The organism is Bradyrhizobium sp. SZCCT0153 (assembly GCF_018129995.1).
Lineage (GTDB): Bacteria > Pseudomonadota > Alphaproteobacteria > Rhizobiales > Xanthobacteraceae > Bradyrhizobium > Bradyrhizobium japonicum_G.
In genome coordinates this window covers 757,767-773,552 of record NZ_JAFCKS010000002.1, presented here as the reverse complement: position 1 = coordinate 773,552, position 15,786 = coordinate 757,767, and the positions used below count along the sequence as shown (strand labels likewise).

Genomic DNA, 15,786 nt, shown 5'->3' with positions numbered 1-15,786 from the left:
GTGCCTCGCTTACGGCCTGCGCTTGAGGATGTAGCTGTCCATGATCCAGCCGTGACGCTCGCGCGCGTCCTGTCGCGCAGCGACGATGCGCGGGCCGATCTCTGCCAGAACGCCGGACATGATGATCTGGTCGGGCATGCCGAGATAGGCGCCCCAGTAGATATGAAGCTCGCCAGCATCGAGCGACTGGAACGCGGTGCCACCGTCAAGCATCACTACGACTGTATCGACGCCTTGCGGCCAGCCGCCTTCGCGCAAACGGCGTCCTGTCGTGACAAGGAACGGCTCACCGACGTCGTTGAGCGGCAGCGCATGCGCCGCGCACAGCGTCTGGATCGAGGTGATGCCGGGCACGACCTCGATCTCAGGCAATGGATTGAGCCGCCGCGCGATGCGTAGCGAGGAATCATAGAGCGAGGGATCGCCCCAGATCAGCAGTGCGACCTTGCCCTCGCCCTCGAGGCGATTTGCGATCGTCTGCGACCAAGTTGCGGCCACGGCATCGTGCCAATCGTCCACGCCCTTGCGGTAGTCCGCTTCGGCCGCATCGCGCACGGGAAGATCGAACTCGGCGATATCAGTCGTTTGGTTGGTAAGGACATCCGCGCAGATCGTGCGCCTGAGATCGGCGAGATCGGACTTGGCCGTCCCCTTGCGCGGAATCAGGATGAGATCGGCCGCGTTGATGGCGCGGATCGCGGCGCGCGTGAGTTGCTCGGGATCGCCGCAACCGATGCCTATCAGGGAGAGCGTGAGCATCTTGCCCGCGAAAGGCGGCCATGACGGCCGCCTTTCGCTTGTCTCTTAAGCCGCGTTGTGCAGACGCGGGGTGACGAGGCCGGGCGCGGTGACGCCGCGCAACGACTTCGCCAGCGCCAGCACGGCGAGATCGGCGAGCGGCTCGATCACGATGACCAGCGCATAGGACGCCGCGAAAGTCGCGATGTTGACGAGGTTGGTCACGGCAAAACCGGAGCCGTAGAGCGCCCAGAACGCCACCCAGGCGATGACGCCGGCCTGATAGGTCGTCGAAAGCGCCAGCGCCTGGCGATACCTGAGATCGACATAGGCGGTGTTGCGGGCAATGATCCGCGCGGCGATTGCCTGGATCGCGAACAGCGGCACCAGCAGCGTGGTGACGTTCATGCCGTATTGCGGCAGGTCGGCCGGCTCGAAGAACATCCCCTGGAGCAGCAGGCCAATCGCGAGGCCGAAGGCCGCGGGCGCCGCGCCGAACAGCAGGAACAAGGTCGAGCCGAGGATGAAGTGCACCTCGGAGACCCCGACCGGGAAGTGCGGCATGATCTCGAAGAAGGTGAACACCAGGCCGGTGGTGGCGAGCGTTCGCGCCGCGAACGACGTGATCCCCTGCTCGCGCACGGTCTCGGCCGCGAGCTTCAGGGCAACGCCGCCTGCGGCGATGCCGGTTGCGTAACTCAACACGAGCTTGGCGCCCGTCACGATCCCGGGTTCGATATGCATGGCTCTCAGATCCTTCCTGCCGTCACACCCGACGGCCTTGGCCTCAAAACGTGCACGGCCGGTCTCCTGGCTCGCGGTTCACTGGGGTTCTCCGGCCTTCCCGAACCCTTCGGCCCAGTGGCGGTTCGGAGCCCCTCACCGCTTACAGTCGCGGGGGCGGCTGGGGTTTTGGGCGCCGCAACTGGGTCCGCCCACCCCCATTCCCGATTATGCTCCGGCGCTTTGCGCCGCGTGGAGCACCATGCATCTCCTGTGTGCCCCTTTCGCGGAGCCGGCGTCAAGGGGCGAAGGGCGGCCGACGCCGTCATGACGGATAATCCCCCGCCAGCGCGCCGAACAGGATCACGGCCGCCGTCGAAGCGGCGCCGCCTCGCCCAAGCTGCTCGGCAAGCTCGGCAATCGTGGTGCGAACCAGCCGCTCGTCGGGGCGGCCGAGAGATTCGGCGAACAGCGCCGGGGTGGTCGGCGAGAGGCCGTGCTCGATCAATTTCGCGACAAGCGCCGGAAACGTGCGGCGGCCCATATAGACCACGGTCGTCGCCTCCGGATCGGCCAGCGCCGCCCAGTTCAGGTTTTGCGGCAGCTCGCCGGTGACATCGGCGCCGGTCACAAACTGCACCCGGCGCGAGGTGTGGCGCCGGGTCAGGGGAATGCCGGCATGGGCCGCGGCCACACAGGCCGAGGTGACGCCGGGGATGATCTCGTAGCCGATGCCGGCTTCGCGCAAGGTGTCGAGCTCCTCCTCGAGCCGGCCGAAGATGCCGGCATCGCCCGACTTCAGCCGCACCACGCGCGACCCCGTAGCCGCATAGTCGACCAGCAGGCGGTTGACGTGGTGCTGCTTGGTCGAGGGCCGGCCTGCCCGTTTTCCCACCGCGACGAGATTGGCGCCGGGCCGGGCCAGATCGAGGATCGCGCCGGATGCGAGGTCGTCATAAAGCACGACGTCGGCCTCGCGCAGCCGGGCGGCGCCCTTGAGCGTGAGAAGCTCGGGGTCGCCGGGTCCGGCGGAGATGAAAGTGACAAAGCCGCTCACCGGTCCTCCGCGATCAGATGGAAGAACGTGCCGGTGGCATGCCCGCGGCGGGAGCCGGTCTCGGCGATGACCGCGCCGGTGGCGTCATGCACGACCGCCAGAGGTGTATCGGGCTGCGCCGCGATAGTGGAATAGTGGAACTCGTGGCCGCGCAGGCGTGCGCCGACCTGGTGCCCCGGCATCGGCACGGCGAGCGCGGCGAGACGGTAACCGAGATGCATGCGGCGTTTGGCAAAGCTCGTTTCGAGGCCAAGCAGGCCCGTCATCTCATGACTGATGCCGTCGGCGTCGGTCAGAGCGGCTCCCAGCACCATATAGCCTCCGCATTCGCCGTGCACCGGTCGCGTCTCGGCGAAGGCGCGCAATCCGTCGCGGAAGCGGGCATTGCCAGCGATCGTCCCGGCATGCAGCTCGGGATACCCGCCGGGCAGCCAGCACACATCCGCACCCGCATCAGGACCTTCATCGGCAAGCGGCGAGAATGTCGATATCTCGGCGCCCGCCGCACGCCACGCCTCCAGCATATGCGGATAGACGAACGAGAATGCGGGGTCGCGGGCAAGCGCGATGCGCTGGCCGGGCGGCGTCACGTTGAAGGCGTTCGCGGCGGGTTGCGGCGACCAGCTGGCTGCCGATCGAAGCACCGCATCGAGATCGACGTGCTCGGTGACGAAGCGCGCAGCTTCGTCGATCAGCTTGCCGATCTCCGCCTGCTCCTCGGCCTGCACCAGGCCGAGATGCCGTTTCGGCAGACTGATCTCGGCATGGCGCGGCAGAGCGCCGAACACGGCGATGCCGGCATCGTTGAGCGCACGCCGCACGAGGTCTTCGTGGCGCGGGCTCGCGACGCGGTTCAGCACCACGCCGGCAAGGCGCACGCCGGGGCGGTAGTCGCGCAGGCCCGCGGCGATCGCGGCCGCCGTCTGCGCCTGGCCGGAAGGATCGATCACCAGCACCACCGGCCAGCCCAGCATCTCCGCAATGTCGGCGGTGGCGCCGGTGCCGGAGACACCTCGCGCGGCGACGCCGTCGAACAGGCCCATCGAGCCCTCGGCCAGCACGACGTCGGCGTCAGCGCCGCGGTCGACGAGATGCGCGATTGCCCCGCGATCCATCGCCCAGCTATCGACGTTGACGGAGGCGCGTCCCGTGGCGGCGGCGTGGAAAGCAGGATCGATATAGTCGGGCCCGCTCTTGAAGCACTGCACGTTCAATCCGCGATTGCGCCAGGCGCGGGCGAGCGCCAGCGTCAGCGTGGTCTTGCCGACGCCGGAGGCCGGTGCGGAGATGACGAGGCCTGCTGCCATCACGACACCTCCGGAAAGCGCGGCTCGGCGCCGACCGGCCGGTAGCGGCGATCGTAATCGGCGGCATAGAGGCGGCTCTCGTCGAAGTCCGCCGCGCCCAGTGTCCTGCCGACCAGGATCAGCGCGGTGCGCTCCATCTCGGCGCCGACAGCGGCATCGAGCGTCGCCAGCGTCGCGCGAACGATGCGCTGGTCCGGCCAGCTCGCGCGCCAGACGATCGCGACCGGGCAGTCGGCGCCGTAATGCGGCGTCAGCTCTGCGATCACCTTGTCGAGCAGATGGATCGACAGATGGATGGCAAGCACCGCGCCGGTGGCAGCGAATGCGGCGAGCTTCTCGCCTTCAGGCATCGCGCTGGCGCGGCCCGGCGTGCGCGTGAGCACCACCGATTGGGCAAGCCCGGGCAACGTGAGTTCGGCTTCGAGCGCTGCCGCGGCGGCGGAGAACGAAGGCACGCCTGGCGTCACCGTATATGGAATCCCGAGGGCGCGCAGGCGCCGGAGCTGTTCGCCCATCGCCGACCAGATCGAGAGATCGCCGGAATGCAGGCGCACGATATCCTTACCTTCCGCATGCGCGGCCGTGATTTCCGCGATGATCTCGTCGAGCGACAAAGGCGCGGTGTTGACGATGCGCGCCCCTGGCGGGCAATGCGCCAAGACGCCCTCGGGCACCAGCGAGCCCGCATAGAGGCAGACCGGACAGGCGGCGATGAGGTCGCGTCCGCGCAACGTCAGCAGATCTGGAGCGCCCGGCCCGGCACCGATGAAATGCACCGTCATGGGCCGTCTCCTTCCGCGATCGCCGCGGTCGCGGTGCGATCCTGGGAGACCACGCGCGCCGCGATCAGCCGCGCGCCGGACCCGGCTGCCGCGAGCGCCGCAGCTTCGGCAACGGATCCTGTGCCGAATTTTTCGCTGATGAGCTCTGACTGGGTCGGCGTCGGGATGCCTGCAAGCGCGGCGGGCGGAACGGCCCTGATCGGCACACCGCATTCGCGCGCAAGCTGCTTCAGCGCCTCCGTGTCGGCCTTGTCGCTGACGGTCGCTAACGCCGCGAGGCCTGCAGTGCCGCCGGCCGCCAGCAGCGCCTCGCGCAGCGAAGCCAGCGTGACGTCCTTCTTGAACCCGAGTCCGGCAACTTTCATCGGACCGCACTCCACTGCACGACCGGCCGCGCCGCCTCCCAGGACCGGTAGCGGCCGAGCGAACCGGCACGGGCGATCTCGACCCGCATCAGCTCGCCGCCGTGGCGCTGGTGCAGTTCGCCGAGCAGTGCTTCCGTCTCCAGCGTCACGGCATGCGCGACGAGCCGCGTGCCGGGTGCTATGCGCGACCAGATGGCATCGAACACCGCGCTATCGAGGCCACCGCCGATGAAGACGGCGTCAGGTGCGTCCAGCGCGACCAGAGCTGCGGGCGCTTCGCCCGCGATGACATCGATCCGATGCGCCAATCCGAATTGCGCCGCGTTGCCCCGGATGTTGGCGGCGCGATCCTCGCGCGCCTCGATCGCGGTCGCCGTCCCGCCGCACAGCGCCCACTCGACCGAGATCGAGCCCGAGCCGGCACCGATATCCCACAGCCTCGCTCCGGAACGCGGCGCCAGCGCCGAGAGCGCAAGCGCGCGCACCGGCCGCTTGGTGATCTGGCCGTCATGGACGAACAGATCGTCTGGTAGGCCGGAGCTGCGGGGAATGCCTTGGGCGCCCTTTGCCTCGACGGCGACCGCGACCAGGTCTCCAGCGACATCATTAGCAAAACCGTCGGTGCGATGCATCCTGATGCTTTCGCGCGGCCCACCGAGCGCCGCGAGAGTCCAGAATGCCGAGGCGCCCCATCCGCGCGCGCTCAGCCACTTCGCGAGATCGCCGGCCGCCTTGCCGTCGCGCACGAGACAAATGATGCGCGCATCATGCGCCAGAAGCGGTACGAGACGCTCGAACGGCGCGGCGTGGAGACCAAGACAAGCAATTGCTTCGAGGCGCCAGCCGAGCCGCGCGGCAGCGAGTGAAAACGTCGAGGGCGCCGAATGCGCGATCCACTCGCTTGCATCCAGCTTTTCGGCAAGGCCGGCGCCGGCGCCGTGCCAAAACGGATCGCCGGACGCGAGCACTACCGTCCGACTGCCGCGACAAGTCAGCACAACGTCCGCATCGAACGGCACCGGCCACAGGTGGCCGCGCCCGGTCACACCCGCAAGCGCGAGGTGACGCTCGCCGCCGAAGACGGTTTCGGCCTCACGCAGCGCCTTTCGGCTTGCCTCCGACAGCCCGGCAAGGCCATCTTCACCGATACCGATGATGGTTAGCCAGGGATCAGCCATGACACGCGCCCTCATTCTGGGCGGAACGAGCGATGCTAGCTTGCTCGCCGTTGAAATCGCTCGCGCGCGCATCGACGCCGTCTATTCCTATGGCGGTCGCACCCGCGCGCCCGCCGACCAGCCGCTGCCGACCCGCATCGGCGGTTTCGGTGGCGTACGCGGGCTTACCGACTACATCCGCGCGGAAGCCATCACGCATGTCATCGACGCGACGCATCCCTTCGCCGCCGAGATGAGCCGCAACGCGATTGAAGCGTGCGCGGAAACCGGCACGCCGCTGATCGCACTGGAGCGTGCGCCTTGGGCCCAAGCGTCCGGCGACAACTGGATCGAAGTGCCGGACGTCAACGCCGCCGTCGTCGCACTGCCCGAGCGGCCCGCAAACGTGTTCCTCGCCATCGGTCGCCAGCACATCGCGCCGTTCGCGACCAGGCCGCAGCACGCCTACACGCTGCGCTTCGTCGATCCGCCCGAGGCGCCGCTGCCGTTCCCGGCCGATGTGATCGTGTCGCGTGGGCCGTTCACGCTTGACGCCGAGCTGGAGATGCTGCCCGCGCGCGGCATCGCCTGGATCGTCGCCCGCAATTCCGGCGGCGACGGCGCGCGTGCCAAGATCGATGCGGCCCGCATGCTGAGCCTGCCCGTGATCATGATCTCGCGCCCGGAATTGCCCGAGCGCCGGCGGGTCGAGAGCGTCGCCGAAATCATGCAGTGGCTCGGTCATCGCGCCTGCCTCGGCGCATAAACCCAGCGGCCGACGCGGCGTGTCTGCGAATTGCCGACGATCACCAGCGTGCGCATGTCGGCCATCTCGGGCGTCGCGTCGTCCAGCGTCACGATCTCGATTGTCTCGTCAGCCGCGCTGATCGCGCGCGCGAAGATCACGAGGCGCCCGCCGCAGCCGGCTTCCTTCAGCACCGCAAGCGCGCGGCCAAATCCCTCCGGCCGGCTTGCCGAACGCGGATTGTACATCGCAATGGCAAAATCGCCTTCCGCCGCGAGCCGCAAGCGCTTCTCGATCACCGCCCAGGGCTTGAGATTGTCGGAGAGGTTGATCGCGCAGAAATCATGGCCGAGCGGCGCGCCGGCGCGCGCAGCCGCCGCCAGCATCGCGGTGATGCCGGGCAACACGCGGATCGGCAGCTCCTGCCATTGCGGCGCCCGTTCGAGCGCCTCGAATACGGCTGAGGCCATTGCGAACACGCCGGGATCGCCGGAAGACACGACGACGACCTGACCGCCTTCGGCAGCCAGCCGCAGGGCTTCGCCGGCACGCTGCAGCTCTTCGCGATTGTCCGACGGATGCAGGTTGAGCCCAGCCCGCGGCGGCACGCGCGCGACATAGGGAGCGTAGCCCAGAATGTCGGTCGCGGCCGCCAGCGCGGCGGAAACCTCGGGCGTCACCAGCGCATCATTGCCCGGCCCGAGGCCCGCGATGGTCAGCGTGCCCGTCATTCGGCGGCGTCCGGATGCCGGCCCTTGCCGTGCACCAGCACGATCGCAAAGTAAGGACAATCGGCGGCATCGATGGCGGCGAGTCGCACCACGCGCTCGCCGGGCATGGTGCCACGCTCGACCAGCCAGGCATCGTCCAGCCGGCCGGCGGCAGCGAGCGCGCGGCGCACCTTTGCGAGATTGCGGCCGGTCTTCATGATCACGATTGCGTCGGAATCGCGCATACGCCGTTCGAGCTCGTCCTCGGCCAGCGTGCCCATCAGCACCGTCGTCACGTCGTCGCCAAGCGCGATCGGCTGTCCCACACCATTCCAGCAGCCCACCATGCCGGGAATGCCCGCGATCACCTCGATCTCGACGCGGCCCTGCAGGCGCGTGTGCAGATGCATGAAAGAGCCGTAGAAGTAGGGATCGCCCTCGCAGAGCACGACGACGTCGACCGCGCGCGCCAGCTGCGCCAGCCGCTCGGCCCATTCGTCGTAGAAGCCGGCGAGCAGCTGCACGTATTCAGGACTGTCGAAGGCGATCTCGGTCGTGACCGGATACTCCATGGGATATTCGGTGACGCCGCTTCCGAGCATGCCCTCGACGATGCGCCGCGCCTGTCCCGGCCTGCCCTTCTTGCGGAAATAGGCGACGTGCTCCGCACCGCGCACCGTGCGGTCGGCGCGCACGCTCATCATATCGGGGGCACCGGGGCCGAGACCGCAGCAGATGATGCGTCCCATCTTACTCGCTCCGGCTCGCCAGCGCATTCACGGCGGCGACCGTGATCGCGGAACCGCCGAGACGGCCCTCGACCGTCAGCGCCGGCACCGGCGGATCGGTCATCAGCGCAGCCTTGGATTCGGCCGCGCCGACAAAGCCGACCGGGCAGCCGATGATCGCCGCCGGCCGCGGGCAGTCGCGATTTTCCAGCATGTTGAGGAGATGAAACAGCGCCGTCGGCGCGTTGCCGATCGCAACGATCGCGCCACCCAGATGCGGCCGCCACAGTTCCAGCGCTGCGGCTGAGCGCGTGTTGCGCATGGATTGCGCCAGCGCGGGAACGGTCTCGTCGCCGAGCGTGCAGATCACGGCGTTGGCCGCCGGCAATCTCGCGCGCGTAATTCCTTCGGAGACCATGCGCGCGTCGCACAGGATCGGTGCGCCCTTCTGCAAGGCCGCGCGGGCAGCGACGGCCATGCCTGGCGTGAAGCGGATATGCGCTTCGAGGCCGACCATGCCGGCGGCATGGATCATCCGCACCACGACCTGCTCCTCGTCCGGCGTGAAGTGCGCGAGATTCGCTTCAGCCCGGATGGTGGCGAAGGATTGCCGATAGATCGCAGCGCCGTCTGTCTCGTAGCGATGCGGCATCAGTGTCCTCCCATCAGGATGGAGGGATCCCTGACGATGTCGTCGCGGTTCAGCCCACGCAGGATCGGTTCATCGCGCGTCGACCCGGCGCACACGAGGTCGAAGCCCGCGCCGGTCGCGACCAGCGTGATGGCCGCCGCACCGGAATGGGCGCAGCCCTTGGCGCAGCCGGAGACGTGAAGGCGTGCGGCTGCGCCTATGTTCGGGGCCAGGGCCGCGGCAAGGCCGCGCGTATCGGCATGCGCCTCACGACAGCGTGGCGCGCCGCTGCAGGCGATGACGCGCAGCGCGGGGTCGTAGGCCTCGGTGATCAGGCCGGTCGCGTTCGGCATCACGCGCTTGGCTTCGCTCAGAACCATCCGCCATGGCGTCATGCGCAGCGCATGTCCGCAACCGGCGAGCTGGTTGAGCGTCGCATGCGGCATCTGTCCAAAGGCGACGCCGACCATCGCACCTTGCGAATAGAGGCCGGGACGCGCCGCGGCCATGATCGGGGCGGGCTCGGCCTCGCCGCGCAATGCCGCAGGCAAGGTTGCCCCGGCGGCAAGATGCGCAGCCATCCGCCCTCGTCCGCCTTTGGCGCCGCCCGAGACCACGAACCATTCGGCGAGCGCGAGCGCGGTGGTCACGGCCTCGCCGCGCGCGACCGGGCGGCCGAGCTTGTCGCCATCGGCTCGCACCAGCAGCCCGCCGGAACGATCACGCTCGATCCGCACATCCGCGGAATCGCCCGCAAGCACGCGCGAGGTGCCGTCATCGATGGCGAAGCCGAACTTGGTCGGAAGGTCGAGCTTGCACTCCGCGAGCGCCTCTTCGAGCTCGGCGGCGAGCAATTGGGTCTCGTCGCCGGTGCGCCAGAACGGCGTCACGAGGATATTGCGGCGGGATTCGGTGTCAGCGTCCGGGTCGAGCAGAGCCAGTTGCGAAAGGCCGTCGAGCAGCCGCCGATGGCTGCTGTCGTTGACGCCCCTGATCTGGAGATTGGCGCGGCTGGTGACGTCGATCAGACCGTTGCCATGGCGTTCGGCAAGATGGGCCAGTCCGGAAATTTGTGCCGCATCGAGCCGCCCACCGAACGGCCGCACGCGGACCACGAGGCCGTCGCCCGATTGCATCGGGCGCAGTGCGCCGGGACACCAACCCTTGACCACGGAAGCGCTCATGACGCCTCCCGCAACGCCGCCGCGATCGAATTGCGGCGCGTTCGCCAGAGTGACGCCTCATGCAGGCGCGTGAAGCATGTCTCCATCGCAGCGAGCGCCGCCGGATTTTCGTGCGCCATGAAGGCGCGGACGTCGTCATGGCCAAGCGTCGCATCGTAATAGAGATCGAACAGATGCGGCGGCACGGCGCCGGCCAGGTGCGCGAATGCGGCCATGTGCTCGAGCGTCGCGGTGATTTCGGCGGCGCCACGAAAACCGTGACGCATCATGCCGGCGATCCAGGCCGGGTTGGCAGCGCGCGCGCGGACCACGCGGGAGATTTCCTCGGTCAGCGTGCGCGCATGCGGCTGCTCGGGCCGGGTCGTATCGAGATGATAGAGTGACGGGCCCGTCGTACCGAGATGTGCCGAAGCCGCAGCAACGCCGGCTTCATGCGCGGCATAGTCGGCGGCGAGCAGAAGATCGGTCTCCGGCAGATCCTGGACGTGGACAAAGGCATCGGCCGACGCGAGCCGCTGTTCGATGCCCGCACGATCGGGCTTGATCTCGCCGTCGGCAGAGAACGCCCAGGAGGACGCCCACAGCCAGGCTTCGCCGGCCGCGTCGCGCGTCTCGGCCGTGAAGGCATCCGGGATCACCGAAAGGCCGACGCCGTATTGCCCCGGTCGCGGCGCGAACACGCGGGATGCACGATCGCGGTATGGATTTTCATCGCCCTCCTCATCGCGCGCCGCGAGCGCCTCGGAAGCGGCTTCGAACAATTGCGCAAGGTTCGCGAAGACGTCGCGAAACAGGCCCGAGACGCGCAGCGTGACGTCGATGCGGGGACGGCCGAGTTCGGCCGGAGCGATGATGTCGTAGCCCGTGACGCGACCGGAGGCGTGATCCCAGCGCGGCGCGAGGCCGGCCAGATGCAGCGCCATCGCGAACTCCTCGCCGGCCGTGCGCATCGTCGCCGAGCCCCAGAGATCGACCACGAGGCCTTTCGGCCAGTCGCCATGATCCTGTAAATGGCGGCGGAGCAGCTCTTCCGCGAGCTTGATGCCCTGCGCATGCGCCGACGGCGTCGGCACCGCGCGCGGGTCGACGGCATAGAGGTTGCGCCCGGTCGGCAGCACGTCCTGGCGCCCGCGGTAAGGAGAGCCTGAAGGCCCCGGCAGAACACGTTTACCGGCGAGCGCGGCACGGAGCGCGTCCCGTTCCGCGTTGCCGCAGGCACCGCGGCCGAACACATGCAAACCGTCGCCGAACTGGCTTTCCTTGAGATCGCAGACGAAGCGATCGATCCGCGGGATCGCTTCGGCCGGTGCTGCCGATGCATCGAGGCCGAGATCGTCTTCGAGGCCTGCGGCGCGCGCCTCGTCGCGGATCGCGGCAATCAGACGCTGGCGGCGGGCGGGATCGAGGCCATCGGCCGTCGAGTACTCGTCGAGAAGGTGTTCGAGCCTTCGCAGCCCTTCCGGCACCGCTGATGCTGCCAGCGGCGGCGGCAGATGGCCAATGGTGACGGCACCTAAGCGCCGCTTCGCCTGCGCGGCCTCGCCGGGGTCGTTGACGATGAAGGGATAGATGATTGGCAAATCGCCGACCAGAGCATCCGGCCAGCAGCTCGGTGACAGCGCCACGGATTTTCCGGGCAGCCATTCCAGCGTGCCGTGCGCGCCCATGTGCACGACAGCGTCAATGCGCTGTGCGCGAAGCCACAGATAGAACGCGACATAGGCATGCCGCGGCGTGCGGGCGAGATCGTGATAGTCGGAATCGCGCGTGGTCGCATCGCCGCGCTCCGGCTGAACCGCGATGATCGAGCGGCCGGACTGGATCGCGGCGAAGTGGAACGCGCTGTCGCGACAGCTCGGATCGGTCTCCGGCGCGCCCCAGGCTCGCGCGAGATCATCCTGCAACGATTGCGGCAGGTGCGAGAGCGCGGCGCTGTAATCGGCGACATTCCAGGCCAGTTGCCGCTCCAGCAGCGTCTCGCCGAGCGCGTGGACCGGTCCAACTTCGAAGCCGCAATCGGCGAGGTCGGATACCAAAGCCTCGACCGAAGCGAGCGCATCGAGACCAACCGCATGCGCGATCTGGTGCGGACGTCCCGGATAGGTCGAGAGCACGAGCGCCATCCGCTTCTGGGCGGCCGGCGTCTCCGCAAGGCGCCGCCAGGCTGCAACGCGCGCAGCGACGGCCTCTACGCGCTCCTCGTCGGACCTGTGAGCGAGATGCGAAAATTGCAGATCGGGATCGCGCATTGCGGCCGACTTGAAGCTCACCACGCCCGCGAACAGGCGGCCGTCGACCTCGGGCAGCACCACATGCATCGCAAGGTCGCCGGGCGACAGGCCGCGCAGCGACGCCGCCCAGTCCTCGCGCCGCGCCGTGGAGAGCGCGACCTGGAACACCGGACATGGTACGGCGTCGAACGGCGTCGTTCCGTCGTCGCCGATGGCCGAGAACGCCGTCGCATTGATGATCGCTGCGGGAGGAGTCTTCGCAAAATTATCCTGCAGCCAGCCCGCGACGCCCGCCGCCTTCAGCGAGGTGACAAACGCGCCGTATGCGTCAAATCCCTTCTCACGAAGCGCGGCAATCAGGGCGTCGACCGGGCCGGTGTCCGCGGCGGTGAGATAGGACCGATAGAAGGTCACCAGCGCGCGCGGCCTGCCCTCGCCGTCCGACGGTGCGGCAATCACACCACGCGCGGGATCATAAAAGCCCATCTCGGGAACGATCATCTCGCCGACGACCGGTCCGGCATAGAGGCCGGAGGCGAGCGCAAGCTGCGCGATCGCAGCCTGGGCCGCGACGGGACCGCCGGTATCGCAGAGCACCTTGAGCCGCCGCAGCGTCGAGACCGGCAAGGTCGAGTACGCATCCAGCCGCGTGTCATCGCGACCGTCGGCCGGCAGCACGGCGAGCACGATACCCCGCGCCTGCGCGAGTTGCTGAAGGGTTGCGAGGCCGTAGGGCCAGTAGGACTCACCGCCGATCAGGCGCACCAGAATGCCGCGCGCCTGTGACAGCGTGCGCTCGACATAGGTGTCGACCGAGAGCGGATGACGCAGTTCCGCAAGATTGACGAGCCGCAACGATGGCAGGCTGTCGCGGCCGCGGCGCCAGCCCGCCGCGAATGCGGCAAGGTCGGAATCCGAATACGAGAGCACCACGAGATCGGCCGGGTCCTGGCCGATGTCCCTTGGCGTCGCGGTCTCCTCGAGACCACGGCTCTCGCGGAAAACGACGTGCATCAGATGCCGGGTCCTGAAAGTCCGAGTCCCGCTCTTATCGCGGCCTCGTCGATATCGCCGTGCTCGCCGATCACGACGAGCTTTGACTGCCTGATACCCGCACCCCAGGGCTTGTCGAACTGGTGCCGCACGCGCTCGCCGACCGCTTGCAGCAAGAGACGCATCGGCTTGCCTTCCACTGCGATATAGCCCTTGACGCGCAGCACGCTCTGCTCCCTCGCCAGACGCTGCACCGACGCCACCAGTGCGTCGATGTCGGTGATTTCAGGAAGATCGATCACGACCGAGGCAAAATCGTCGTGCTCGTGATCCTCCTCGCCGTCGTGGTGCGAGGGACGCGCGGCGAGATCATTCTCCGCCGCAGCGCCGAGACCAAGGATCACACGCGCATCGATCGCGCCGTCGGTGATCGCCAGCATCGGCACGAGGCGCGGCATCTCGGCTGTGATCGCCGCCTTGGCGGCTTCAATGCCCGCGCTGCCGGCAAGATCGGCCTTGGTCAGCAGCACGATATCGGCGCAGGCGATCTGGTCCTCGAACACTTCCGACAGCGGCGTCTCGTGATCGAGATTTTCGTCGGCCGCGCGCTGCGCTTCGACAGCAATCGGGTCGGGCGCGAAGCGGCCGGCGGCGACGGCCTCGGCGTCGGCGAGCGCGATCACGCCATCGACCGTGATGCGCGAGCGGATCTCTGGCCAGTCGAATGCCTTGAGCAGCGGCTTTGGCAACGCCAGGCCCGAGGTCTCGATCAGGATGTGATCTGGTCTGACGGGTCGCGACAGCAACTTCTCCATGGTCGGAATGAAATCGTCGGCGACGGTGCAGCAGATGCAGCCATTGGCGAGCTCGATGATGTTCTCTTCCGGGCAATTGGCATCGGCGCAGGATTTCAGGATTTCGCCGTCGACGCCCTCGCTGCCGAACTCGTTGACGAGCACGGCAAGCTTCTTGCCGTTGGGGTTGGCGAGCAGATGCTGGATCAGCGTCGTCTTGCCGGAACCGAGGAAGCCCGTGACCACCGTGACCGGGACTTTTGCGAGCGAATTCATTCGGCGGCCTCCGGCACGACGGCGATGGGGGGAATGCGGGCAAGCGACTGCTTGCGGAAGATTTCCGGGCGGCTGCGCCACGGTACGATTCCGTCAGATGCTGCGGCGTAAGCTGCAGCCCCCGCGACGACGTCTTGCGCGTTCGCATCCGAGAGACGGCCATAGACGTAGGACCAGCGGCCGGGCGCGCTGAGCGCGACCGAGCAACCCTGGCTGCATGCCGACAGGCATTCGACGGGAACCACATTGACTCCGTCGGGCACGCCGGCCTCGATGATCGCGCCATGCAGGCGCTTGCCGGGCGTCGTCTCGCCCTCGTCAAGCGTCTGACCGGCGCGGCAGGTGATGCAGACGTGAAGTGTGACGGTCATCGCCTCTTCCATAATAAACAGCGGGAAGCGAAGAGGCCCACGAACCGTTCTTGCGAAGGTCCGTTTCCCCGTCGCGGAACACCCCGTCCGCCGGTCCAAGATCGTCCGCGCTGGCAGGTCTCCCGGCTTGCGGAGCAGGGTTTCCCCTTCGATCCCCGCCTTCCCGATCCCCAGGGGATCAGTGGCTTCGGGCATCTCTCCGGTCACGGTCGCGGGGGCGGCTGCATTTTGGACCCAAATCTTGCCGATTCGGACCCTATCGCATTCCCTCTTCGCCTGTCATAGGACAGGAACCAACGCCGGGCCACCATTTGCCCCCGGCCGCCTCTTGTCAAGCCGAAGGACGAGGTACGATGACGCCTGAACCGGATACCCAGACGGCCGAGGAAACCGACGCCCGCCACGCCGCGAAAATGGCGAAGAAGAAGGTCGCCCGCGACAAGATCATGGCGACCAAGAGCGGCGAGAAGGGCCTCGTCATCGTCCACACCGGCGCCGGCAAGGGCAAATCCTCCTCGGCCTTCGGCATGATCGTCCGCTGCGTCGCCCATGGCTTCCCCTGCGCAGTCGTGCAGTTCATCAAGGGTGCCTGGGACACCGGCGAGCGGCGTCTGCTCACCGGCCATTTCGGGGATCTCTGCCAGTTCCACGCCATGGGCGAAGGCTTCACCTGGGAGACGCAGGACCGCGCCCGCGACGTCGCCGCCGCACTCGCCGGCTGGGAGAAGGCCAAGGAGCTGATCCTCGATTCCAGCCTGCGCATGGTCGTGCTCGACGAGATCAACATCGCGTTGCGTTACGATTATCTCGATATCGCCGAGGTGGTCGAGTTCCTGACGACTTCGAAGCCGCCGATGACCCATGTCGTGCTCACCGGGCGCAACGCCAAGGACGAGCTGATCGAGATCGCCGATCTCGTCACCGAGATGACGCTGGTGAAACATCCGTTCCGCTCCGGCATCAAGGCGCAAGCCGGCGTCGAGTTCTAAGTCTT

16 protein-coding genes and 2 riboswitches are annotated in these 15,786 nt (G+C 67.8%); of the genes, 2 read left to right on the top strand and 14 right to left on the bottom strand.

The features are described 5' to 3' along the window. Nucleotides 1-9: 9 nt before the first annotated feature. From cobF to cbiT, 7 genes are all read right to left on the bottom strand, one after another. Nucleotides 10-759, bottom strand: a complete 750-nt coding sequence (gene cobF, locus JQ572_RS11300; RefSeq protein ID WP_211383077.1) for a precorrin-6A synthase (deacetylating) — start codon at nt 757-759, stop codon at nt 10-12. 45 nt (nt 760-804) lie between these two features. Continuing rightward, the gene (locus JQ572_RS11295) at nt 805-1,482 is read right to left on the bottom strand and encodes an energy-coupling factor ABC transporter permease (RefSeq protein ID WP_211383076.1); all 678 of its coding nucleotides are present in this window, start codon (nt 1,480-1,482) and stop codon (nt 805-807) included. A 39-nt stretch (nt 1,483-1,521) separates the two neighbouring features. Then, nucleotides 1,522-1,741: riboswitch (cobalamin riboswitch) on the bottom strand. A 45-nt stretch (nt 1,742-1,786) separates the two neighbouring features. After that, nucleotides 1,787-2,518, bottom strand: coding sequence for a uroporphyrinogen-III C-methyltransferase (cobA, locus tag JQ572_RS11290; RefSeq protein ID WP_211383075.1), 732 nt, complete (start codon nt 2,516-2,518; stop codon nt 1,787-1,789). Further along, on the bottom strand, nt 2,515-3,825 hold the full coding sequence (locus JQ572_RS11285) for a cobyrinic acid a,c-diamide synthase CobB (protein ID WP_211383074.1): 1,311 nt from the start codon (nt 3,823-3,825) through the stop codon (nt 2,515-2,517). Before JQ572_RS11285 ends, cobA begins: the two co-directional genes overlap by 4 nt. Then, nucleotides 3,825-4,607 carry a precorrin-4 C(11)-methyltransferase gene (gene cobM / locus JQ572_RS11280; RefSeq protein ID WP_211383073.1) on the bottom strand — a complete coding sequence of 261 codons (783 nt, stop codon included), beginning with the start codon at nt 4,605-4,607 and terminating at the stop codon, nt 3,825-3,827. Before cobM ends, JQ572_RS11285 begins: the two co-directional genes overlap by 1 nt. Then, a complete protein-coding gene (locus tag JQ572_RS11275) occupies nt 4,604-4,972 on the bottom strand; it encodes a cobalamin biosynthesis protein (RefSeq protein ID WP_211383072.1) in 369 nt (122 codons plus the stop codon). The genes cobM and JQ572_RS11275 overlap by 4 nt, the downstream gene beginning before the upstream one ends. Then, on the bottom strand, nt 4,969-6,150 hold the full coding sequence (cbiT, locus tag JQ572_RS11270) for a precorrin-6Y C5,15-methyltransferase (decarboxylating) subunit CbiT (RefSeq protein ID WP_211383071.1): 1,182 nt from the start codon (nt 6,148-6,150) through the stop codon (nt 4,969-4,971). Before cbiT ends, JQ572_RS11275 begins: the two co-directional genes overlap by 4 nt. Here cbiT and JQ572_RS11265 point away from each other — a divergent pair. Next, nucleotides 6,149-6,895 carry a cobalt-precorrin-6A reductase gene (locus JQ572_RS11265; RefSeq protein ID WP_211383070.1) on the top strand — a complete coding sequence of 249 codons (747 nt, stop codon included), beginning with the start codon at nt 6,149-6,151 and terminating at the stop codon, nt 6,893-6,895. The genes cbiT and JQ572_RS11265 overlap by 2 nt on opposite strands. Here JQ572_RS11265 and cobJ read toward each other — a convergent pair. From cobJ to JQ572_RS11230, 7 genes are read right to left on the bottom strand one after another with little or no spacing between them, the layout of a single operon-like run. Beyond that, complete coding sequence (gene cobJ, locus JQ572_RS11260) at nt 6,871-7,605, bottom strand: precorrin-3B C(17)-methyltransferase (protein ID WP_211383069.1); 735 nt, start codon at nt 7,603-7,605, stop codon at nt 6,871-6,873. The genes JQ572_RS11265 and cobJ overlap by 25 nt on opposite strands. Further along, on the bottom strand, nt 7,602-8,333 hold the full coding sequence (locus JQ572_RS11255) for a precorrin-2 C(20)-methyltransferase (protein ID WP_211383068.1): 732 nt from the start codon (nt 8,331-8,333) through the stop codon (nt 7,602-7,604). The genes cobJ and JQ572_RS11255 overlap by 4 nt, the downstream gene beginning before the upstream one ends. A gap of 1 nt (nt 8,334) precedes the next feature. Continuing rightward, nucleotides 8,335-8,964, bottom strand: a complete 630-nt coding sequence (locus JQ572_RS11250; RefSeq protein ID WP_211383067.1) for a precorrin-8X methylmutase — start codon at nt 8,962-8,964, stop codon at nt 8,335-8,337. After that, nucleotides 8,964-10,127 (bottom strand): precorrin-3B synthase, encoded by a 1,164-nt coding sequence (gene cobG / locus JQ572_RS11245; protein WP_211383066.1) that lies wholly within the window; start codon nt 10,125-10,127, stop codon nt 8,964-8,966. The genes JQ572_RS11250 and cobG overlap by 1 nt, the downstream gene beginning before the upstream one ends. Further along, a complete protein-coding gene (gene cobN / locus JQ572_RS11240) occupies nt 10,124-13,372 on the bottom strand; it encodes a cobaltochelatase subunit CobN (RefSeq protein ID WP_211383065.1) in 3,249 nt (1,082 codons plus the stop codon). Before cobN ends, cobG begins: the two co-directional genes overlap by 4 nt. Continuing rightward, complete coding sequence (cobW, locus tag JQ572_RS11235) at nt 13,372-14,421, bottom strand: cobalamin biosynthesis protein CobW (RefSeq protein ID WP_211383064.1); 1,050 nt, start codon at nt 14,419-14,421, stop codon at nt 13,372-13,374. The genes cobN and cobW overlap by 1 nt, the downstream gene beginning before the upstream one ends. Next, nucleotides 14,418-14,792 (bottom strand): DUF1636 family protein, encoded by a 375-nt coding sequence (locus tag JQ572_RS11230; protein WP_211383063.1) that lies wholly within the window; start codon nt 14,790-14,792, stop codon nt 14,418-14,420. The genes cobW and JQ572_RS11230 overlap by 4 nt, the downstream gene beginning before the upstream one ends. A 95-nt stretch (nt 14,793-14,887) precedes the next feature. Next, a riboswitch (cobalamin riboswitch) is annotated at nt 14,888-15,105 on the bottom strand. A 40-nt stretch (nt 15,106-15,145) separates the two neighbouring features. Between JQ572_RS11230 and cobO the strand changes: the two genes are divergently transcribed. After that, nucleotides 15,146-15,781, top strand: a complete 636-nt coding sequence (cobO, locus tag JQ572_RS11225) for a cob(I)yrinic acid a,c-diamide adenosyltransferase (RefSeq protein ID WP_211383062.1) — start codon at nt 15,146-15,148, stop codon at nt 15,779-15,781. Nucleotides 15,782-15,786: the final 5 nt, after the last annotated feature.